The sequence below is a fragment of the Alteromonas sp. ABH4_456 genome, assembly GCF_056160645.1.
Map to the genome: position 1 here is coordinate 154,028 of NZ_JBSWXO010000006.1, position 20,639 is coordinate 174,666.

General features: G+C 50.4%; 18 protein-coding genes. 13 read left to right on the forward strand and 5 right to left on the reverse strand.

Annotation, left to right across the window (positions count from 1 at the left end; genetic code table 11):
• Positions 1 to 124 precede the first annotated feature (124 nt).
• From ACXAG2_RS11555 to ACXAG2_RS11570, 4 genes are read left to right on the forward strand one after another with little or no spacing between them, the layout of a single operon-like run.
• The gene (locus tag ACXAG2_RS11555; RefSeq protein WP_474867131.1) at positions 125 to 2,134 is read left to right on the forward strand and encodes a penicillin-binding protein activator; all 2,010 of its coding nucleotides are present in this window, start codon (positions 125 to 127) and stop codon (positions 2,132 to 2,134) included.
• Between the two features lie 4 nt (positions 2,135 to 2,138).
• Complete coding sequence (locus ACXAG2_RS11560; protein WP_349588611.1) at positions 2,139 to 2,483, forward strand: YraN family protein; 345 nt, start codon at positions 2,139 to 2,141, stop codon at positions 2,481 to 2,483.
• A gap of 54 nt (positions 2,484 to 2,537) precedes the next feature.
• On the forward strand, positions 2,538 to 3,137 hold the full coding sequence (locus ACXAG2_RS11565; protein WP_119502267.1) for a phosphoheptose isomerase: 600 nt from the start codon (positions 2,538 to 2,540) through the stop codon (positions 3,135 to 3,137).
• Positions 3,137 to 3,724 carry a BON domain-containing protein gene (locus ACXAG2_RS11570; protein WP_119502268.1) on the forward strand — a complete coding sequence of 196 codons (588 nt, stop codon included), beginning with the start codon at positions 3,137 to 3,139 and terminating at the stop codon, positions 3,722 to 3,724. Before ACXAG2_RS11565 ends, ACXAG2_RS11570 begins: the two co-directional genes overlap by 1 nt.
• A 163-nt stretch (positions 3,725 to 3,887) precedes the next feature.
• Here ACXAG2_RS11570 and ACXAG2_RS11575 read toward each other — a convergent pair whose 3' ends face one another.
• Complete coding sequence (locus tag ACXAG2_RS11575; RefSeq protein ID WP_119502269.1) at positions 3,888 to 4,526, reverse strand: RpiB/LacA/LacB family sugar-phosphate isomerase; 639 nt, start codon at positions 4,524 to 4,526, stop codon at positions 3,888 to 3,890.
• Positions 4,527 to 4,786: 260 nt separating this feature from the next.
• Between ACXAG2_RS11575 and ACXAG2_RS11580 the strand changes: the two genes are divergently transcribed.
• Both ACXAG2_RS11580 and ACXAG2_RS11585 read left to right on the forward strand, forming a co-directional pair.
• A complete protein-coding gene (locus tag ACXAG2_RS11580) occupies positions 4,787 to 5,560 on the forward strand; it encodes an IclR family transcriptional regulator (RefSeq protein WP_474867133.1) in 774 nt (257 codons plus the stop codon).
• A 21-nt stretch (positions 5,561 to 5,581) separates the two neighbouring features.
• A complete protein-coding gene (locus tag ACXAG2_RS11585) occupies positions 5,582 to 6,991 on the forward strand; it encodes an MFS transporter (RefSeq protein ID WP_474867135.1) in 1,410 nt (469 codons plus the stop codon).
• Between the two features lie 84 nt (positions 6,992 to 7,075).
• Here the strand turns inward: ACXAG2_RS11585 and ACXAG2_RS11590 are convergent, their stop codons facing one another.
• A complete protein-coding gene (locus ACXAG2_RS11590) occupies positions 7,076 to 7,621 on the reverse strand; it encodes a hypothetical protein (protein ID WP_303572795.1) in 546 nt (181 codons plus the stop codon).
• A gap of 245 nt (positions 7,622 to 7,866) precedes the next feature.
• Here ACXAG2_RS11590 and ACXAG2_RS11595 point away from each other — a divergent pair, with 245 nt between their 5' ends.
• The 7 genes from ACXAG2_RS11595 (at position 7,867) to ACXAG2_RS11625 (ending at position 15,869) form a co-directional block, all read left to right on the forward strand.
• A complete protein-coding gene (locus ACXAG2_RS11595; protein ID WP_474867258.1) occupies positions 7,867 to 8,538 on the forward strand; it encodes a GntR family transcriptional regulator in 672 nt (223 codons plus the stop codon).
• 14 nt (positions 8,539 to 8,552) lie between these two features.
• Positions 8,553 to 9,431: a methylisocitrate lyase gene (gene prpB, locus ACXAG2_RS11600; RefSeq protein ID WP_119502273.1), complete on the forward strand. Its 879-nt coding sequence runs from the start codon at positions 8,553 to 8,555 to the stop codon at positions 9,429 to 9,431.
• A 64-nt stretch (positions 9,432 to 9,495) separates the two neighbouring features.
• Positions 9,496 to 10,617: a bifunctional 2-methylcitrate synthase/citrate synthase gene (gene prpC / locus ACXAG2_RS11605; RefSeq protein WP_119502274.1), complete on the forward strand. Its 1,122-nt coding sequence runs from the start codon at positions 9,496 to 9,498 to the stop codon at positions 10,615 to 10,617.
• Positions 10,618 to 10,671: 54 nt separating this feature from the next.
• Entirely contained in the window at positions 10,672 to 13,263 is a 2,592-nt protein-coding gene (gene acnD, locus ACXAG2_RS11610; RefSeq protein ID WP_474867137.1) for a Fe/S-dependent 2-methylisocitrate dehydratase AcnD, read from the forward strand.
• A gap of 36 nt (positions 13,264 to 13,299) precedes the next feature.
• Positions 13,300 to 14,484: a 2-methylaconitate cis-trans isomerase PrpF gene (prpF, locus tag ACXAG2_RS11615; RefSeq protein ID WP_474867140.1), complete on the forward strand. Its 1,185-nt coding sequence runs from the start codon at positions 13,300 to 13,302 to the stop codon at positions 14,482 to 14,484.
• A gap of 126 nt (positions 14,485 to 14,610) precedes the next feature.
• Complete coding sequence (locus tag ACXAG2_RS11620) at positions 14,611 to 15,171, forward strand: HD domain-containing protein (RefSeq protein ID WP_474843116.1); 561 nt, start codon at positions 14,611 to 14,613, stop codon at positions 15,169 to 15,171.
• A gap of 428 nt (positions 15,172 to 15,599) precedes the next feature.
• On the forward strand, positions 15,600 to 15,869 hold the full coding sequence (locus ACXAG2_RS11625) for a hypothetical protein (RefSeq protein WP_474843118.1): 270 nt from the start codon (positions 15,600 to 15,602) through the stop codon (positions 15,867 to 15,869).
• Between the two features lie 8 nt (positions 15,870 to 15,877).
• Here the strand turns inward: ACXAG2_RS11625 and ACXAG2_RS11630 are convergent, their stop codons facing one another.
• From ACXAG2_RS11630 to arcB, 3 genes are read right to left on the reverse strand one after another with little or no spacing between them, the layout of a single operon-like run.
• On the reverse strand, positions 15,878 to 17,443 hold the full coding sequence (locus ACXAG2_RS11630) for a PH domain-containing protein (protein WP_474843120.1): 1,566 nt from the start codon (positions 17,441 to 17,443) through the stop codon (positions 15,878 to 15,880).
• Positions 17,443 to 17,988, reverse strand: coding sequence for a PH domain-containing protein (locus tag ACXAG2_RS11635; RefSeq protein WP_474843122.1), 546 nt, complete (start codon positions 17,986 to 17,988; stop codon positions 17,443 to 17,445). Before ACXAG2_RS11635 ends, ACXAG2_RS11630 begins: the two co-directional genes overlap by 1 nt.
• Positions 17,989 to 17,996: 8 nt before the next feature.
• Positions 17,997 to 20,357: an aerobic respiration two-component sensor histidine kinase ArcB gene (gene arcB / locus ACXAG2_RS11640; RefSeq protein WP_474843124.1), complete on the reverse strand. Its 2,361-nt coding sequence runs from the start codon at positions 20,355 to 20,357 to the stop codon at positions 17,997 to 17,999.
• Positions 20,358 to 20,639 lie beyond the last annotated feature (282 nt).

Consider the following 20,639-nt stretch of genomic DNA (forward strand, 5'->3'; position numbering starts at 1 on the left):
CAGCCTGGCAGGAGCTGTTGTATCCGGATTGTAGCATGACGAAGGGACAGTTTATCGCTGCAAACATAGATTTTCTGTGTGTTTTCGTTACACTGACGTGGTTTCTCATCAGAAGGAATTTTCGGTGAATTTGTCTGCAGGTTGCCTCCGCTTCTCACAACTCACTCTCATTGCCAGCGCGTTAGTACTCGCCGGTTGTGGCAGTACACCTAAAACCGTGCAATCCCGCACGCCGGTTGAATCAAACACTCAGTTACCTGTAGTGAACATAGACGACTCTCCGGAGTCGCTGATTAAGAAAGCGCGGTCTGCATGGGAGGACAACCATGATGCCGTTCAGCGTAACCGCTATCTGCTTGATGCCGCAGACCTGTACCTGCAAGAATATGAAAGCAATAAAGCACAGGCAATACTGCTGTCATTAAAAGAAGATGGCGTAGCAGAAGAAAACCGCCTTCGTTTGAATTTCCTGATTGCAACTTTGTATAACGGCGATGACGCTGCCAGCGATGACGAATTACTGTCACTGCTGTCTCCTCTTGCTACAGCCGGTGATCTGAAGCGCCGTCAGCAGGCGCTGCGTGCAACGATACTTGAGCGAAAGCATGACTGGACGGGAGCAGCAGAAGCGTATGCAGAATCACTGGAGCCTTCTGCAGAAAGTGTGGAGAAAATCTGGGCACTGGTTAACCGTGCCACACCGTCTCAGCGACAACAGGCTCAGACCTCCTCAGCCACTCTCCGGCCTTACCTTGCTCTGTATGACCTGGCAGCAACGGAAGGTTTATCTCCGGCAGGCTTGAGCCGCGCACTGGTTCAGTTCAATCAGGTTTATCGCGGACATCCTGTTAGTGAGTATATACCCGCCAGTGTCGTTGCCGGTGCGGAATTACGCACAGAGCACCCCCGGGAAGTTGCCGTATTATTGCCTTTAAGCGGCAAACTTGGCGCAACGGGCACAACAATTAAAGAAGGTTTGCTTTCTGCTTATTACGACCAGGCCAGCGCTCTGCGCGCCGGTGAACAGCCGGTATCACTGAACTTTATTGATACACAGAACAAAACAGCGGATGAATTGCTTAGCGCAATTCATGGCTACAAATGGGTGATTGGACCGCTACTGAAGGAAAATGTCGAAGGCATTATGCACCGTATTCCTGCCGGCACTCACCTGCTAGCCCTTAACCGCGCCGACGCGGTAGCAGCCAGTGATAACCAGCAAAGCGTAACAGGTAATACGTTGACGTCCGATGTCCCTTCGCTGGCAGACATCACTGAACAGGCCAGGAATGCCCTTAATCTTCAGCCCGCAGCCAACAGTCAGCACGCTTTCTTTGCCCTTGCACCGGAAGATGAAGCAACCCAGCTTGCTGATTATATTTACCAGAACGGATTTAAAACGCCAATCGTCGTTTCTGCCCGGAACAGCATCAATCAACGTATGGAAACTGCGTTCACTACCCGCTGGCAGGAATTAAATGGCAATAAAGCACAGGGAAAACAGGTTAAATTAACCACCGTGCAATTTACCGACAGCAATAGCCTGCGTGAAGGCATTACTCAGTCGCTGGACGTGGCTCAAAGTCACGACAGAATTAAGCAGATTGAGTACATGGTTAACGAAAAACTGTACAACGTGCCCCGCAACCGCCGGGACGTAGACGCCATCATTGTTTTTGCATCGCCTGAGCAGACTGAATTGCTGAACCCCATGGTAGAAGCCAGCCTGAGCCCTTTCAACGGGCAGACAGTGCCGGTTTTCGCCACCTCCCGTTCTATTGAGTATGATGACACCAAAAACCAGTGGCGTGATTTGCAGAATGTGCGCTTCCTGGACATGCCCTGGATGTTGCCACAGCATCAATGGCAAACCTTGCAAAGCCGCTCAGAAACCCTCTGGCCACAGCGTTCAACGCAAATGTCCAGGCTGTTCGCCTTCGGTGTAGACGCGTATAATCTGCTTCCTTACATGCCATCCATGATGGCTTTACCGCAAACGAAACTGTCCGGATTAACCGGTACACTCAGCATTAACAGTCAGGGCGATGTAGTTCGTACCCTGCCCCAGGCAGTGATCAGCAACGAAGCGGTTCAAATGCTCTCCTCAGGAAAGGCTGCCGCACCGGGACACTGATATTATGGCCACTGCCAGAGATACCGGTTTACGGGCTGAGCAAACAGCCCGCCACTACCTCGAAGGACAGGGCCTGCTTTTTTTGTGCTCAAATTACACTGCGAAAACCGGCGAACTGGATCTGGTGATGCGGGAAAATGACACCCTAGTCTGTATTGAAGTAAAGTATCGCGATGACGACGGCTACGGAAGCGCTGCAGAGTTTGTTACGCCTTCCAAGCTCAGAAAAGTCAAACGCACCTTTGAACATTATATACTGTCATGTGGTCTTAACCCGATACACACACTCGCAAGAGTGGATGTGGTAGCATTGGATGGTGATAAGTTACAATGGCTTAAGAATGTGTGAAAACCGTGAGTGGTTCGCTGAACGTGAACGCCCGCGGACGTTCAGTGAAATACTATGATAGAAAAAATAAAAGAAAATTTTACCGAGAGTATTCAAACCAAGATTTCTGCTATCGAGGTATTACCGGAAGCTATTGGTAAAGCCGCGTATATGATGGTTGATGCGCTGATCAGAGGAAATAAAATTCTGAGTTGTGGTAACGGCGGCTCGGCCAGCGAAGCGCAACGCTTTTCATCGGAAATGCTTAACCGGTTTGAAAGGGATCGTCCCAGCCTGCCGGCCATCGCACTGAATACCGATACCTCAACCATGACCTCCATCGCTAATGACGCCAGTTATGATGAAGTGTTTGCCCGTCAGGTACGTGCACTCGGTCAACCGGGTGATATCCTGCTGGCCATCAGCAGCAGTGGCAATTCAAGAAACATCATTGCAGCCGTGGAAGCCGCACTTTCCCGGGATATGACTATCGTCGCACTGACCGGAAAAGATGGCGGTGAAATGGCCGGGTTCCTCAGTGAGCATGATGTTGAAATCAGGGTGCCGTCTAACAGAACGGCGCGAATTCAGGAAGTTCATCTACTTGTGATTCACAATTTATGTGAATGTATAGATGATATATTATTCCCTGCAGATCACGGAGACGAACATTAATGTGGTGTAGTACAAGGAAGGCAGCATCCGCTCTGGTTATATTTTCTCTGCTCAGCAGCGTTCAGGGCTGCGCAGTGGTGGCCGTTGGCGCAGCCGGCGCGTTGACAGCAAAAGTCGCCAATGACCGGCGAACAGTAGGTACCCAGCTGGACGACCAGACAGCAGAAGGTCAGGTGTCCTATCAGTGGTCCAAAAGTGAAGCGCTGAAGAAAGGGGCAAATCTTCAGGTCGATATTTACAACGGTGTCGCCCTCATCACAGGACAGGCTCCCAGTCAGATCCTCATCGATGAAGCCATAGCCGGTGTGGAGAAAGTAGAGTACGTTAAAAAAGTACACAACCAGATCCGCCAGGCAATGCCCATTGACGCCTCGACACAGGCCAACGATATCTGGCTGGCATCAAAAGTAAAAACCAAGCTGGTTGCCGACGAGCGGGTTCCTTCTTTGCAGGTCAGGGTGATTGTTCAGAACAGCGAAGTGTTCTTAATGGGCAGAGTTACAAATCAGGAAGGCACCTATGCGGTCGACATTGCCCGTAACGTAAATGGTGTTACACGGGTCATCCGCGCCTTCGAGATCATGTAAGCGTCAGCTTATCCGGGTCGGATACAGACTCATAAAAAATGCTGGCAGTGCCAGCATTTTTTATGAGTAGTCGTTTTTTAAGTTACTTATTATCCGGTTTATTTATTTCCGGCTTTAACTTCCGGACCAGATAATTTTTAACTTATTTTGTCCGCTGCGTGGATTAACTGTTTACCACTTCCTTAACAAAGGCACTCAGCGCTTCGTCCTGACTGTTGCTGAAGAAACATTCCTGGAACTGCGCACCGCCGGTTGCCGTTTTCAGTAAGTCTTCAGGTAAGGCTGCCAGTGCTTCAAGGATTGGCTTGTTTGTCGCCGCCTTCACATCATTCAGAATGATGGCATTGGCATTCTGTGATTCACGACGCTCCGGCGGATAACCCAGCCCGGTCTCACCGGTAAACGCTTTTTCGAACATATAGCGCACATTCAGTTCTGCACCCCAGCCAAAACCCTTAGCAAAAGGCAATGCCAGCGCGTTACCGTTATTAATCTGGGCAAACAGATAGGCATCAGCGGGATCGATACAATAGCCACAAACAACACCCGGCCAGGCGTTCAGTGACATCAGCGCGCCCTGCCCTGTACCGCAGCCTGAAATAACAAAATCAACCGCTTTGCTGTTCAGCAATAAAGCGGAAATAATACCCAGATGGATATAAGTCAGACGGTGGTCGTTGTCATCTTTCATTCCCACATTGAACACTTCGTGACCCTGCTCAGCAGCCACAGACTCAAGTTGTTCAAGTACAACGGCGTTTTTGGACGCCTGACTAAATTCATTCATTAATGCAATACGCATGGAAAATCTCCAAACAAAGTTATGGCGGAAATGGTGGCGATAATTCCCGCCAAAGTAAACGCCCGGCGGTGTGTTTCGCCGTTTCGTTTCATATATGGAAAAATCCTCTCAAAGGTAATCCTGTCAGCAATGTCGGCGTCTTATGAAATAACATGTACAATAGTGTTTCTGCGGATTCAGAGCGCCTTCGGGGCGGTTCTTTTGAATGTCATTGCACCGGAGCGAAATTGACATGGCCGCAGACGCACAAAAGGTGAATAATGGATAAATACCTGATCCCCAGCGTAACTCACGCCTGCCAGATCTTTCGCATACTTGCAGCTTCCTCACAGGGCATGACCATGCACGACATTGAGCAGCAGCTCGATTTACCACGCACGACGCTGTTCCGGTTGCTGCGTACCCTTTGCCATGAGCAGATGCTGGAGAAAAAAGGAAAAATTTACCGCTGCGGAAATGAACTGACACGCCTTGGTTTACATATGATCAATGCAGACCATATGCATCAGCTTGCAATCCCGCACATTCAGCGGCTTGCACTGAAAAGTGGTCATACTGCACACCTTGCGGTACCCAATAACGGGAAAGTGCTGATCGTGGAAGTTGTCGACAGCCCGAACCCGCTGATGGTATCGAAACGTCCCGGCGGACAGGCTCAGATGCACTGTTCGTCCACCGGCAAGGTGTTTCTGGCCTTTTTGTACAGAGAGAATCTGGATTTATATATTGCAGAGCATCCGCTGGAACGACATACCGCTTACACGATAACAGACAAAGCCAGCCTGGAAGGGGAACTTCAGCGCATTACGGCTCTCGGCTACGCCGTCGACGAACGGGAGCTGAATGAAAATGTGCGTTGTCTGGCGGTGCCGGTGCGGGACAACCGCGGCATTGTCGTGGCAGCAGTGGGGATCACGGCTCCGGCAGTAACTTTTACTCAGGCATCAGTCCGTGAAGTCGCAGAGTTAGCGAAAGAAGCTGCCCGTGGTATCTACAGAGATGCTTATCAATTGCGTCGTCAGAACGACGGCTGACCAAAAATTTAAACGGAAATAATGAGTAAATTTGACCGCAAAACAGCAACCGCACTACTGGTTGCCGCCACACTGTTTATGGAAATTCTTGACGCAACGGTGATCAGTACAGCACTGCCCATCATTGCTGCCGACTTCAATGTTGCTGCCGCCCATTTGTCCGTAGGCATATCAGCCTATCTGGTAGCCGTGACGGTTTTCATTCCCATCAGCGGCTGGGCGGCTGACCGGCTGGGTCCCAAAACGGTTTTTTGTGCGGCAATCTGTGTATTCGTGATTGCTTCGGTACTCTGTGCCATCAGTACAAACCTGTATACTTTCACCGGAGCCCGAATTTTACAGGGACTCGGCGGAGCCATGATGGTGCCCGTAGGCCGGCTTGTTGTATTACGGGCGTTACCGAAAAATCAGATTGTAAGAGGCATGGCAATCCTTACCTGGCCTGCCCTCGCTGCACCGCTCATCGGCCCTGTGCTGGGCGGATGGATAGCGCAGACATTCAGCTGGCACTGGATATTTTTAATGAATGTCCCCCTTGGCATCATCGCTCTGGCCATAGGCATGGTATTGATTGAAAACCATAAAAGTGAGCCGCACCGCTTCGATGTCACGGGATTTCTTTTAAGCGGGATTGGTTTCGGCCTGTTCATGGCGGGACTGGAATCATTCAGCGGCCGGCCTGACTCTCTGCTGGTGCCCGGCCTTCTCACCTCATGCGGACTCGTACTGTTAATTCTCACTTTCAGACACATGGCTGTTTCACCCGGCCCGCTTTTTTCACTGAAGGCGATGTCTGTAGCCACATTCAGAATAACCGTTATCGGCGGTTCAGCAATCCGGATAGGCTTATCCAGCGCACCGTTTCTTATTCCCCTGATGCTCCAACTGGCGCTGGGATTCACACCGGTAGAAGCCGGTACGCTGTTGCTCTGGTTATTTGCAGGTAACCTGGCCATCAAGCCGGCAACAACCTGGATCATGAATACATTCGGATTCCGCACTGTACTGTTGGCCAATACTGTATTTATTGCCGCCGGATTCGCCGCTATCGCCCAGTTTGATGCTTCCACTCCGTCATGGTTAATGGCGCTGGTACTGTTTATCAGCGGCATGAACCGCTCAATGCACCTCACCGTTCTGAATACCATCAGCTTCGCAGATATTCCGCAGAATGAAATGCGGGATGCCAATACCTTAGGTGCTGTACTCATGCAGATGACACGTGGTCTGGGTATCACCACCGGTGCCCTCGCCCTTGCGCTGGCCACCGTGATCACCGGCTCCTCAACGGAAAATCCGTCAGTATTTGATTTCAGCCTGACCTTTTACATGATGGCCGCAGTCTCTTTACTTGCGCTCATAGACAGCGCAAAACTACCTGCTAACGCAGGTGATGCTATTCTAAATAAGCGGGCCGCAAAGGTGTCCTGAACCGTAGTATCACTTAAAAGTATAAATTAAAAAAAAGGCCTGCTTAAAAGCAGGCCTCAAGTAACGACAACTTATCCGGGTAAACTATCTGGCATGTTCACTCGTGATATGAGTTACGTTCGCATTACCATCTTCAACACGTTTAAGCGTTGCCCGCGCCTGCTCAATGTATTTCGGCGGCACAGGTTTTGAAGTTGCATCATCTCTGGCTACAGTTTTCATTGTATTCCACTCTTCAATTCTGGAATCCATAGAGTCTGCCACGCCCAATATGATCGGCCCCCAGCCTGTGAGGTTGAGTTTAAGATAGTAACTCTTACCTGCTTCCAGTTCACCTTCAGCAACAGCCCAATGGCCTTGCAGACTAACCATAAAAGTATGTTTCCCCGGCGTAGTCTGATACTGAATCAACGTACCAGCTTTAAGTGTGCCAACAAATTCATCACCATCCCACACTTCACTATTTGCCCCATCCGCCATGAAGATAGAACGGCGAACGAAGTTTACTGTAGCCTGATTTTGTTCCGGAGCTTCTCTAAATTCAATTTCCTTCATATTGCCCAAACCTGCGCATCCGGCAAGATTTAGTGTAAGCATCAAAAATGCAGCCATTCCAATAATTTTATACATATACATCCTTATTATAACTACTAAATTTTTTTATATTTATTGCCGCAATGCCAGAAGATTGAGATCACCTTCATAGTTTCATTTTGTGGCGAAGGCAGAATACGCATTATCTCATGTCCTCGCAACAATCCGACTTAAACGAGTATCAGGGATTGTCGACAATCGACCACCATTTGGTTGACTATCTCTCCAAAACCGCCTACATTGTCGACACTTTAGGCATATTTATTGTGACTGACAGGTTTATGGAACTCGCTTTTGAAAGCCCCGTTACACAGGCGGATCGCACGTTTATCAAGCTTCGCAACGACATTGTTGAAGGGGTCATTCCGTCAGGTTCCAAGTTAAGTGAAACCGAATTGTCGACAAAATACGACGTTAGCCGGGCCATTATCCGTGAAGCAATAAACCGTCTTACCGCCAGCCATCTGGTAGAACGCAAGGCCAATGTCGGTGCCCGGGTCGTGACTCTCACACCGCAAGGTTTAATTGAGCTGTATCAGGTACGGGAAGCACTTGAAGGCATGGCGGCGCGGCTGGCAGCACAGAATATGTCAGATCAGGACATTAACGCGCTGCAAGGCCTGCTCAACGATCATTTTGACGAGGTAAAAGGCGGCGAGTCTTATTATCAGGAAGCCGGCGATGTGGACTTTCATTACCGCATTGTTCTGGGCAGTAAAAACACCCACCTGATTACCGTTTTAATTGACGGTATTTATCATCTGGTGCGCATGTACCGCGTGCAGTTTGGTATGGCCGGTCCCCGCGTCACCACCGCTTACGACGAACATCGTCACGTTGTTCAGGCCATTGCAAACCGTGACGGTGAGCTGGCTGAAATACTCATGCGCAGACACATTTTGTATTCGAAAAACAATATCGAACGCAAGTTACTTATCACATCACAGAGTTAACCGGAGAACAGTTCATGCACAGTGCAGGTAAGAAATTCCGTCAGGCGTTAGCTGACAACAAGCCGTTGCAAATTGTCGGTACCATCAACGCGTACACCGCCATGATGGCAAAACAAATTGGTCATCAGGCAATTTATCTGTCCGGTGGCGGCGTAGCCAATGCCTCATACGGCTTGCCGGATCTCGGTATGACGTCATTAAACGACGTGCTCGTTGATGTGCAGCGCATTACCTCTGCCTGTGATTTACCCCTGATGGTAGATATCGACACCGGTTGGGGCGGCGCTTTTAATATTGCTAAAACCATTCGTGATATGGAAAAGGCCGGTGCAGCGGCGGTACACATGGAAGATCAGGTGGCGCAGAAACGTTGTGGTCACCGCCCTAACAAAGAAATCGTGTCCACAGAGGAAATGGTCGACCGGATCAAATCAGCGGTTGACGCCCGCACCGATCCTGACTTTTTCATTATGGCCCGTACAGACGCCTTCGCACAGGAAGGGCTGGAAAAAGCCATTGAACGGGCAAAAGCCTATGTTGCAGCAGGTGCTGACGGCATTTTCGCAGAAGCCATTCAAACCGAAGCCCACTACCGCGCGTTTGCTGAGGCGCTGGATGTGCCCATTCTTGCCAATATCACCGAATTTGGCAAAACCGAATTATGGAATAAAGCGCAGCTCGGAGAATGGGGTGCTGACATGGTGCTGTATCCTTTAAGTGCTTTCCGCGCAATGAATAAAGCCGCTGAACGGGTTTATCAGAGCATTCTCACCGATGGCGACCAGAAGGCAGTTGTCGATACTATGCAAACCCGCATGGAGCTGTACGACTATCTGGGATATCACGATTACGAGCAAAAACTCGACGCGCTGTTTTCAAAGTCAAAGGCGTAATACGACGAAATTAATAACACACCACATTTGACCCTACACACGATGAAAATCGGGAGACAAGATCATGGCTAAAGAATTAAGCGGCGCCGGACTTCGCGGACAAGTTGCAGGCAAAACAGCACTTTCCACCGTTGGTCAGTCAGGCTCAGGACTGACGTATCGCGGATATGATGTGAAAGACCTGGCAAATCATTGTCAGTTTGAAGAAGTCGCCCATCTTATTCTGAAAGGAAAATTACCGGACTCCGGCGAACTGGCAGCTTACAAAGCAAAATTGAAAAGCCAGCGCGGGTTGCCACAAGCGCTGAAAGAAGTCCTCGAACGCATCCCCAAAGATGCCCATCCGATGGATGTGTTGCGCACCGGCTGCTCGGTACTGGGCAACCTTGAAATGGAACAGGATTTTTCTGAGCAGGCTGCAGTCACCGACCGCATGCTGGCTTGTTTCCCAAGTATCATCTGTTACTGGTACCGCTTCAGTCACGATGGCGTACGCATTGATACCGAACTTGATGATGACTCCATCGGCGCTCACTTCTTACACATGCTGCATGGTGAAAAGCCCCGTGAACTTCACGAGCAGGTTATGCATGTTTCCCTGATCCTTTACGCGGAACATGAATTCAACGCTTCCACCTTTACTGCCAGAGTGTGTGCTTCCACATTGTCAGACATGCATTCCTGCATTACAGGTGCAATCGGTTCATTGCGCGGCCCGTTGCACGGCGGCGCAAACGAAGCAGCCATGGAAATGATCGAAGGCTTCACCTCGGCGGACGATGCTGAAGAACAGATGATGGGTAAGCTTGCCCGCAAAGAGAAGATCATGGGCTTCGGTCATGCCATTTACCGTGAATCCGATCCGCGCAACGAAATCATCAAAGGCTGGTCAGAAAAACTGGCTGCAGACGTTGGTGATAAAGTGCTTTATCCGGTATCTGTGCGCTGTGAAGAAGTGATGTGGCGTGAAAAGAAACTATTCTGTAATGCCGATTTCTTCCATGCCTCTGCCTATAACTTTATGGGGATCCCGACGAAGTTATTCACACCAATCTTTGTTATGTCCAGACTCACCGGCTGGGCTGCCCACGTGATGGAGCAACGGGCGGATAACCGCATCATCCGTCCGTCTGCCGAATATACCGGCGAAGAATTACGTCCCGTTACCCCCATCGAACAACGCTGATGCGCTGCGGGCGGGCCGCCACAGCCCGCCTTTGCCTGCCGGAGAAGACCGACTATGAATATGGACTATCGCAAACCCTTTTTAAAGACCGGGTTAGATTTCTACGATACCCGTGAAGCCGTAAACAGCATTAAAGCGGGGGCTTATGAAAAGCTGCCGTACACGTCCAGAGTGCTGGCGGAAAACCTGGTAAGAAAATGCCAGCCCGAACACCTCACTGCTTCACTGGAGCAGTTAATTTATCGCAAGCGCGACCTCGATTTTCCCTGGTTCCCCTCCCGCGTGGTTTGCCACGATATTCTGGGCCAGACCGCACTGGTCGATTTAGCCGGATTGCGGGATGCTATCGCTGAGAAGGGCGGCGATCCGTCTAAAGTGAACCCCGTCGTACCGACTCAACTGATTGTCGACCATTCACTGGCTGTAGAACATGCAGGCTTTGAAGCGGAAGCCTTTGAAAAAAACCGTGAAGTGGAAGACCGCCGTAACGACGATCGCTTTCACTTTATTAACTGGACCAAAACGGCGTTTAAAAACGTGGATGTGATTGGCCCGGGTAACGGCATCATGCACCAGATCAACCTGGAAAAAATGTCCCCTGTGATCCACGCCAGAGACGGCGTTGCCTTTCCTGATACCCTGGTCGGTACAGACAGTCACACCCCTCATGTTGACGCACTTGGGGTCATAGCCGTGGGCGTTGGCGGCCTGGAAGCAGAAAGTGTCATGCTGGGCCGCGCCTCCTATATGCGCCTGCCTGACATTGTCGGCGTAGAATTAACCGGCAAACCACAACCCGGTATTACCGCCACTGATATCGTACTGGCGCTGACAGAATTCCTGCGTAAAGAGCGTGTTGTATCTGCTTATCTGGAATTCTACGGCGAAGGCGCGTCGGCGCTGACCGTGGGCGACCGCGCAACGATTTCAAACATGACGCCGGAATACGGCGCCACAGCTGCCATGTTTTATATTGATGAGCAAACCATCGACTACCTGAAGCTTACCGGTCGTGAAGACAAACAGGTTGAGCTGGTTGAGTCTTACGCGAAAGCCACCGGCCTTTGGGCTGATGACCTGGCGACAGCGGAATATGAACGGATACTGACCTTTGATTTGTCGAAGGTAGGCAGAAATATGGCCGGCCCGTCTAATCCTCATGCAAGACTGGCGACGGCAGACCTGGCAAGTAAAGGCATTGCCGGTCATGTTGAACAGGAAAATGGCAAAATGCCGGATGGCGCAGTCATTATTGCGGCTATCACTTCATGTACCAATACCAGCAACCCCCGCAATGTTATTGCCGCCGGATTGCTTGCCCGCAATGCCAATGCCAGAGGACTGATCAGAAAGCCCTGGGTAAAAAGCTCGCTGGCGCCGGGCTCTAAAACAGTAAAACTCTACCTGAAAGAAGCCGGCCTGTTATCTGAACTGGAACAGTTGGGCTTTGGTGTTGTCGCGTTCGCCTGCACCACCTGTAACGGCATGAGCGGTGCCCTCGATCCGAAGATTCAGGAAGAAATCATTAAGCGTGATTTATATTCCACTGCTGTCTTGTCAGGAAACAGGAACTTTGACGGCCGTATTCACCCCTATGCCAAGCAGGCATTTTTAGCCTCTCCGCCGCTGGTTGTGGCCTATGCCATTGCTGGTACAGTGCGGTTCGATATCGAAAAAGATGTGCTGGGTACAGACAGTGACGGTAACCCGGTCACGCTGAAAGATATCTGGCCTTCAGATGAAGAAATTGATGCTATTGTCGCCAGCGCGGTTAAGCCTGAGCAGTTCAGACAAGTGTACGAGCCCATGTTCGATCTGAAAGTCGACTATGGCAAGGATTTGGATCCGCTTTACAAATGGCGTCCGAAGAGCACTTATATTCGCCGTCCCCCCTACTGGGAAGGTGCGCTGGCAGCAGAGCGTACGATGAAAGGCATGCGTCCCCTTGCCGTGCTGGGCGATAACATCACCACTGACCACCTATCACCTTCAAACGCCATACTGGCGTCAAGTGCCGCCGGTGAATATTTGTCAAAAATGGGCGTACCGGAAGAGGATTACAATTCCTACGCCACCCACCGGGGTGACCATTTAACCGCCCAGCGCGCTACGTTAGCGAACCCGAAGCTGTTTAATGAAATGGTAACGGAAAACGGTGAAGTGGTTCAGGGCTCACTGGCGCGCATCGAACCGGAAGGAAAAGTGGTACGCATGTGGGAAGCCATTGAGACCTACATGAACCGCAAGCAGCCTTTGATCATTGTAGCGGGTGCTGACTACGGTCAGGGGTCATCCCGTGACTGGGCAGCAAAAGGCGTAAGGCTTGCTGGTGTGGAAGTGATTGTGGCAGAAGGCTTTGAGCGCATACACCGCACCAATCTGATTGGTATGGGTGTATTGCCGTTGGAATTCCAGCCGGGCACAACACGCAAAACCCTGCATATCGACGGTACTGAAACCTTCGATGTAGAGGGGGATATTTCACCCGGCGCCACTTTGACGTTAATCATCCATCGCGCCGGCGGCGAAACGGACAAAGCAGAAGTGAAATGCCGTTTAGACACCGCTGAGGAAGTTTCCATTTATTCCGCTGGCGGTGTGTTGCAGCGCTTTGCTCAGGACTTCCTGGAATCAGAAAACGTCTGACAAACACCCCGCATCATCTAACAAGAGAAAAGACCCATGACATTCGCCCCACAAATCAAAATTCCGGCTACCTACATTCGCGGCGGAACCAGCAAAGGCGTGTTTTTCAAACTCACCGATTTGCCCGAAGCCGCACAGCAACCCGGCCCGGTAAGAGACGCGTTATTGCTGCGGGTAATTGGCAGCCCTGATCCGTACGGTAAACAAACTGACGGCATGGGCGGTGCAACGTCAAGTACCAGCAAGACCGTTATTCTGTCGAAAAGTGAACGGGAAGGATTTGATGTGGACTACCTGTTCGGACAAGTGGCTATTGATAAACCCTTTGTAGACTGGTCAGGAAATTGCGGCAACCTCACCGCCGCGGTGGGCGCATTTGCCATCAGCAACGGGTTGGTTGATAAGGACTCAATACCACACAATGGTATCGTCACCGTGAAAATCTGGCAGGTGAATATCGGCAAAAGCATTATTGCAAAGGTGCCCGTGACCAATGGTGAGGTACAGGAAACCGGTGACTTTGAACTGGATGGAGTTACCTTTCCGGCGGCAGAAGTAGAAATCGCTTTTGTGGACCCGGCGGATGATGATGGCGCGATGTTTCCCACCGGCAATGTGGTTGATGATCTCGATGTCCCGGGTGTTGGCAGGCTCAGAGCAACGATGATCAATGCCGGTATTCCGACAATTTTCATTGATGCTGAAAGTTGCGGCTACAGCGGCACAGAGTTACAGGATGCCATTAACAGTGATGAAAAAGCGCTGGCAATGTTTGAAACTATCCGGGCTCACGGCGCGGTGAAAATGGGCCTCATCGGGCACATTGATGAGGCAGCCACGCGCCAGCACACGCCGAAAGTCGCGTTTGTCAGCCCGCCTGCAGATTACACGGCATCCAGCGGGAAGCACATAGCGAAGCAGGATATTGACCTGAATGTCCGGGCCTTATCCATGGGTAAGTTACATCATGCCATGATGGGTACTGCTGCTGTGTCCATTGCTACTGCCGCCTGTATTCCCAGCACACTGGTTAATGAAGCAGCCGGTGGCGGGGAACGCAGTCAGGTGGTATTCGGCCATCCTTCCGGCACACTGAAAGTCGGCGCACAGGCTGAATATCATCACGGCCAGTGGCAAGTGAAGAAAGTGATAATGAGCCGCAGCGCAAGGGTGCTGATGGAAGGATGGGTGCGGGTTCCCGCTGATGTTCTGACGCCCTGAAAACCGGGTGAAAAAACGGTGCCAAAAAACCGGCGAAAAAACAGGCACACTATTTGTAATGAGGACTTCAAAGGCCGCCGTTCAGAGCGTCCGCTGTCAATAACACATTGAAGGTAAGAGGTCCTTATGCAGGCATTACTCGTTGAAGATGATTACGTATCATCAGCTGCACTGTTTACCGCACGCAAGTATGCATTAGCCGGTCATTTACGCCGCCACAATGGCGCAACCTTTATCCACCATCCGCGGGAACTGGCGGTACTGTTAAGTAAACTTCCCCACAACCGGGAAATGCTGGCTGCGGCCTGGCTGACACGCTCCATGCAGGACGACTACGCAGACAGTGATGAAGTTGAGATGTGTTTTGGTCAGAAGGTTGCAGACATGGTATCTGCCATGCGCAGTTTCAATTTGCCGGACAGCGGCGCCCCCGAAACCCTTGCACAAACGAATTTCCCGGCGATTCAGGCCTCTCCGGCCCTTTTACAAACTATGGCACTCGCTGACGTGTTTGTACTGGCACAAACGGTTACCGAGTTTGAATCCGGCATGCTGCCCGGGTTTAGCCAGTGGCTTGCCCGGCATTTACCACTATTCCCGCAAGCCAATAGTGCATTAATACAAATGGTAGAACGATGGCTGGTTAACCAGCCTGCCTCTCCGCTTGCATTGCATCAGGTGAGCTAGCCAGTCTGAACAGCAAATTACTTGGCAACCTATTGATTTCCTGTATATAACTTGTATTACACAACATTTTTCCTGTTCTGTTTGTACCTTTCGGGATATCTGTGAAGAATGGAAACCACACAGATACCCGGACAAGAACAATGAAAAAAACATGCCCTTGCTATTGCAATGACAGCCGCTCTGCTGAGTGGTTGTGCTGCAACGTCCTCTTCTCACAACAATACTGAATCAACACCGTACACGTTAAAAAGCGGCGGTGAGATCGCCCCGTATCAAAAGGGATTGTCGGTTAGCCACGCCAGACTCAATTTTTCCTTCGATTTTACGAACGAAGTGTTATTTGGTGATACCACACTCACGCTTAACTCAGACAACCCGCAAACACATCTTTCTGTGGATTTAGATACCCGTTTCACCATCACTTCGGTGTGGTTAAACGGAAAAACACTACCCGCGACGACAACGGCGTCACCTTTACGTGGAAGACTGAAAATGACTTACCATTTCCTATGCCTCTCGACGTCAGCATCGACGGAAAAGTCACAACTATCGATATGGTGAAAACCCGTCGTGTACCGGCGCTACCGAAAGATACCGTTGTTGCCGATCCACACAGCAAAGTGCTGCGTTACGAACAACGTTATGAAGATTTTAAAGCGTGGAAAGCAGAGCAAGCAGAGAAAGAGGAAACGAAATAGGGCTGTTGCTACATCCAGGAGCGGCGGCCTGATTCGGCATGCCACAGCGCTTTGTCAGCCAGCGCTGTGGCAACCGCATAAGGAATGTATGGTATGGTGATACTGCCACTGGCCAGAATAAAATGCACGTTGGCCAGCCCTCTTCTCTGCATCAGCACACTTTGAGTCAGTGCCACCTGCTGAACCTTAAAGAGTGTAAAACTGTAGCGGTCAATCCCTGCCATACCTTTTCTGATATAACAGTAAGTATCATCGCAGGCGAATCCCCATCGCCGCCAGCGCAAATAAATCCCTGCACAGGCGAGCATAAAAGCCGGAATGGTGACAAGGAAAATGTGCCAGCCTTCACGGGCATAGCCCATGGCCGACACCAGCGCACAGGCAGGCAGTGCCAGTGTCAGGATCCAGCGACTGATAAAGCGGGTGCTGATCCTGCTATAGCCGGTGTGATACACCTTGTTATCCGGCATTGCATCTGTAGCCAGAGCCTGTGCCTCAGCAAGTGTGACGGACGGCACCAGCATCTTGTGAGTCGCATGTAATTCCTGCTCCTGTTTGTCACCGGTCTTATTCTGCTCAAAAAAGAAATTAGCTCGCTTAAGCAGATAATCCAGCCAGTCCTGTCTGACGGAAATCATCTGTATACGGGACTCACGCATACTGACTTCCTGCAAACTGAACAGCCCTGAACGACGGATATACCGGTCCGATGTGCGTGTGAGCGTGTAGTTATAATACGTGATCACCGAGCCGGCTACCGACACCATGGCCATCACACTGAGGATCAGCAGCATGGTGGAAATGACATACAAACCGACCTGCCACCAGAGTACTTGCTGGTCAGCGAACAGTGCATCCATGGATAACCCGAGATCATCCACAAAGTCGTAAACAAAACCGGATATCTCGTCATAAAAAGGCGTCAGTGCACCAAGCAGGATCCACACCCTGTTATTGGTCAGTCCGTGAATGATGAGATCGGAAAGGCTGCGGCGGTTAATCACCTTCTCATCATCCGCTAGCGGTGACGTCGCGGTGTCAACTGCCTCTGGCTTGTTGTCCTCTGTGGTCCTGGCCTGATGCTGTCTGCCGGAGATCAACACCGCCTGACGGAGCTGCTGCGCATAATCCCGTTCTACAGCAACAATTTTCGCTTCCTCTCCGGATGAACCTGCTGTATCCAGCACCACCACGGTGTAATGGGTAAGGCGAAAGTAAAACGGTTGTTCAATTTTTACATTCTGAATGCGCCAGAACGGCAGATTAATATTACGACGCCTGAACAGTCCGCTACGTATTTCAATGTGTTCATTGCGGATGCGGTACTGATAAAACCAATAACTCACAACGCCACTGACGATAGTTGCCAGAAAGATAGCCACCATGACGGGTATAAACCAGAACGACTGCTGATAGTCAAAGCTGCTGGCAGACCAGGCAAGTACAGAAAGCACCACAATAAACTGGCGGATAAAACTGAGAACATTGGAGACAATGAAATAGATAACCGCAACCGGTGCCAGTCTGCGCCAGTTAACGCCGGTGGAGACAGCGGCTTCCTGTTGTGACCGCATCAGCGCGCTCCCACATCCTTGTGATCAAGAATGAACTGGCGGATTTTCTGTGCCTGAGCCACGGGCAGGCCCGGGATTTCAAAGGTATGCCCTGCTCCACCGGCAGAAAAGACCTGCAAAGTTGCCAGTCCGGCCAGCCTTTCCAGCGGACCGCGCTTGAGCTCAATATGCTGTATGCGAAGTACCGGCTGGCAGGTGATGCTGCGGAATATCAGTCCCTTGTGAACAGATAAATCCTGCTCTCTGAGTGAGAACTGCAACAACGGATCAGCAAGCCAGTGATAAACACTCAGCAGTCCCCACAAGGCTGCGAGACCCGCCGTCACGAATGGCCAGGCAAATAACAGTCCTTCCGGCAATGTGACAAAAGGCTGAAAGCGGATGAAGTTTACGACCACCAGAAGGGTGATGAAGATTGCCGCCGCGATAGCAAGATTCAGTGTTCTGTAACGCGGCGACAAAGGCTCATAAACCAGCGTGTCCAGAGACGGCAGTTGGTCTGCAGAGACAACCGTATTTGAAAAGGCTTCACCTTCCGTGGTCATGCTTTGTATCAGTCCTCAATCATTTGTGAGTTAAGCCACTCTTGCAGTGCTTTCATGTCGTGAGCAACTGCCATCTGAAGCTCCTCAACCCAGTCATGCACATTTTGCCACCATGCAGGGTGATCCCCCTGCTGGATCTGATTGGCAATGCGTTGCACACGGGCAAGACCGACAGAGCCGGCGGCACCTTTTATTTTATGGGCCTGAGAACACACTTCAGACTTTTCGTCAGCACTCAGGCTTAACTGCAGAATTTCCATGTACTCCGGCATTTTATCCTGGAACACTTTTACGCTGGCGCGGACCATATCTTCACCAATGGTATCCACCAGCATTTGCAGCAATTCAATATCCAGAATATTGGACAGCGCTTTACTGTTATCAGTTTTCTTAGGCTTGTTTTCCACTTCTGTATGCAGCGGTGCGGCCGGTTCAGCAAATAAACTGTTGAACACCTCAATCACACGGCTCTTCTTGATAGGTTTGGCGATAACGTCATCCATACCGTTTTGCAGGTACTCTTCACGCTTTTTAATCACGTTAGCCGTTAATGCCACCATCGGCGTACCCATAACCAAATCTTCATCGCGCAGCGTGTTGGCCACATCAAACCCTGTCATATCCGGCAACTGAATATCCAGCAGGATAAGGTCGTAGTGATTTTCGCGGGCCTTATCGATCGCTTCCTGACCGGTCATGGCCACATCGACTGTCTGACCTAATTTCTCAAGCAGCGCTTTTGCCACCATCACATTCAGCTCAATGTCTTCCACCAGCAGAATGTTGAGATCGGTCACCAGCAGTTTGGAAACCTGCATAGGACGGTTAGAAATCTGTAACGGCAGCTCAATTTCAAAGCGTGTGCCCTTGCCGACTTCTGACGTAACGCGGATATCGCCGTTCATCAGATCGACCATTTGCTTACAGATAGCCAGACCGATACCGGTACCTGTTGCAGACTGATGATCCGGATGGTCTACCTGATAATACATGGCGAAAATTTTCTCAATTTCGCTGTCAGGGATCCCCACACCTGTATCTTCTACCACGTAGGTCACCACAGTCATATTGTCTTTTGCCGGCGTTGCCGACACACTCAGTTTCACATTCCCTCTCTGCGTAAACTTCACGGCATTAAACAGAATGTTCCACAGGATCTGACGCAGACGGGTACCGTCAACCTCCACCAGTTGCGGTAACGGCTCCTGAATATCGGTTACCAGCTCCAGCGATTTGTCTGCCGCTAACAGACGGATAATGCTGGACAACTCCTGGGTGAAATCACGCAGCGATACCGTTTTCAGGCTGAGCTCAAGTTTATCCCGGTCCAGCTTATCCAGATCGATGATGTCGTTGAATATATTGCCCAGTGTAATTGCGCTGGCATAAATAGTACTGACCCAGTTGAACTGCTCTTCACTCAAATCCGTGTCGCGCAGCATACGGCTTAAACCCACAATGCCGTTCAGTGGCGTTCGCAATTCGTGAGAAATCGTGGCAATGAAACGGGTCTTATCGGTACTGGCTTTCGCAGCGGCATTCTCGGCCTGTTTGCGCTCTGTCATATCCCGGCCAAAAGCCAGCAAACCTAAACGTGTGCCTTCGTTATCAAAAAACGGTACCCGCTTCATTTCGAAGTAACGGCGTTTTCCGTCAGCAAAGCGCAGCCACAACTCTTCGGTCATGCTGGCATTGGTTTCCAGCACTTCATGATCAGAGGCAACAATCTGGCGGGCCAGTTCTTCTTCAAACACATCATGTAAGGTCAGGCCTACCAACTCAGCTTCGGACTTCCCGGTGAGCATTTCCGCAATGCGGTTACAGCCGGCAAAACGCCCTTCTTCATTACGGTAGTAAATCAGATCCGGTGAGGCATCGATGATAGAACGCAGCAGGGTAGATAAGTGTCGTGCCTGCTGTTCTGAAAAAGACTTCTCTTCAATCTCTTTTTCAAGATCTTTAAACACCGCTTCACGGTCGTCCTGCGCTTTTCGGCGCTGTTCCATCTCATGGTTAAGCTGGCGGATATTGCTTTGCAGTTCGCGGTTAAGGAATACATCTTCCTCACGCAAACGTTCTAGCTGGCTGACCACTTCTTTTAAGTTCGTGCGGGAAGTTTCCAGTTGTTTAACCAGTTCACTTAAGAAGTAAAGCACCCAGGGGGCTGACATCATGGTAAGCACAACAGCGATAATAAAATCGTCAGGTTGAACCTCATTGCCCATGGTCACCCGGATGACGTATGAACCGCCAAGGGTGAAAACCAGCGTAACAACAACAAACAGCAAACTTAGTTTCAGTGTGCCAAAGCGCTTTATAAACTGCGCAAACTTTATCGCCCACGAATCATTTGGAGAATCTTGATGCATAACGAACGTACTGCAATTTCTAAATAACTAAACTTACAGCACTTATAACACGGTCGCGTTGGAAAACCCACAAATCTGCCTGCACGTTATACTAATTTGTGACACTCCGGTGACTATCCTGACATATTCACTGACGGGCAAAATTCGTCATAGCGATAATTCCCTTCATTTATATGGATACGCCCGGTGACTTTGCTAATGCTCCGGCACAGAGGTATATTAGATTTTATCTGGTCGGGCTTGGCGGGTTCTGACAGGTTGCCGTAAAAGTGATATTCATTC

Excerpts from the sequence above, each read along its gene's own strand:
- ACXAG2_RS11630 (WP_474843120.1), bottom strand. The coding sequence starts at position 17,443 with ATGCGGTCACAACAGGAAGCCGCTGTCTCCACCGGCGTTAACTGGCGC.
- prpF (WP_474867140.1), top strand. The coding sequence starts at position 13,300 with ATGACATTCGCCCCACAAATCAAAATTCCGGCTACCTACATTCGCGGC.
- ACXAG2_RS11575 (WP_119502269.1), bottom strand. The coding sequence starts at position 4,526 with ATGCGTATTGCATTAATGAATGAATTTAGTCAGGCGTCCAAAAACGCC.
- arcB (WP_474843124.1), bottom strand. The coding sequence starts at position 20,357 with ATGCATCAAGATTCTCCAAATGATTCGTGGGCGATAAAGTTTGCGCAG.
- ACXAG2_RS11635 (WP_474843122.1), bottom strand. The coding sequence starts at position 17,988 with ATGACCACGGAAGGTGAAGCCTTTTCAAATACGGTTGTCTCTGCAGAC.
- ACXAG2_RS11590 (WP_303572795.1), bottom strand. The coding sequence starts at position 7,621 with ATGTATAAAATTATTGGAATGGCTGCATTTTTGATGCTTACACTAAAT.
- prpC (WP_119502274.1), top strand. The coding sequence starts at position 9,496 with ATGGCTAAAGAATTAAGCGGCGCCGGACTTCGCGGACAAGTTGCAGGC.
- ACXAG2_RS11620 (WP_474843116.1), top strand. The coding sequence starts at position 14,611 with ATGCAGGCATTACTCGTTGAAGATGATTACGTATCATCAGCTGCACTG.
- ACXAG2_RS11570 (WP_119502268.1), top strand. The coding sequence starts at position 3,137 with ATGTGGTGTAGTACAAGGAAGGCAGCATCCGCTCTGGTTATATTTTCT.
- ACXAG2_RS11560 (WP_349588611.1), top strand. The coding sequence starts at position 2,139 with ATGGCCACTGCCAGAGATACCGGTTTACGGGCTGAGCAAACAGCCCGC.
- prpB (WP_119502273.1), top strand. The coding sequence starts at position 8,553 with ATGCACAGTGCAGGTAAGAAATTCCGTCAGGCGTTAGCTGACAACAAG.
- ACXAG2_RS11580 (WP_474867133.1), top strand. The coding sequence starts at position 4,787 with ATGGATAAATACCTGATCCCCAGCGTAACTCACGCCTGCCAGATCTTT.
- ACXAG2_RS11565 (WP_119502267.1), top strand. The coding sequence starts at position 2,538 with ATGATAGAAAAAATAAAAGAAAATTTTACCGAGAGTATTCAAACCAAG.
- ACXAG2_RS11595 (WP_474867258.1), top strand. The coding sequence starts at position 7,867 with ATGGAACTCGCTTTTGAAAGCCCCGTTACACAGGCGGATCGCACGTTT.
- ACXAG2_RS11585 (WP_474867135.1), top strand. The coding sequence starts at position 5,582 with ATGAGTAAATTTGACCGCAAAACAGCAACCGCACTACTGGTTGCCGCC.
- acnD (WP_474867137.1), top strand. The coding sequence starts at position 10,672 with ATGAATATGGACTATCGCAAACCCTTTTTAAAGACCGGGTTAGATTTC.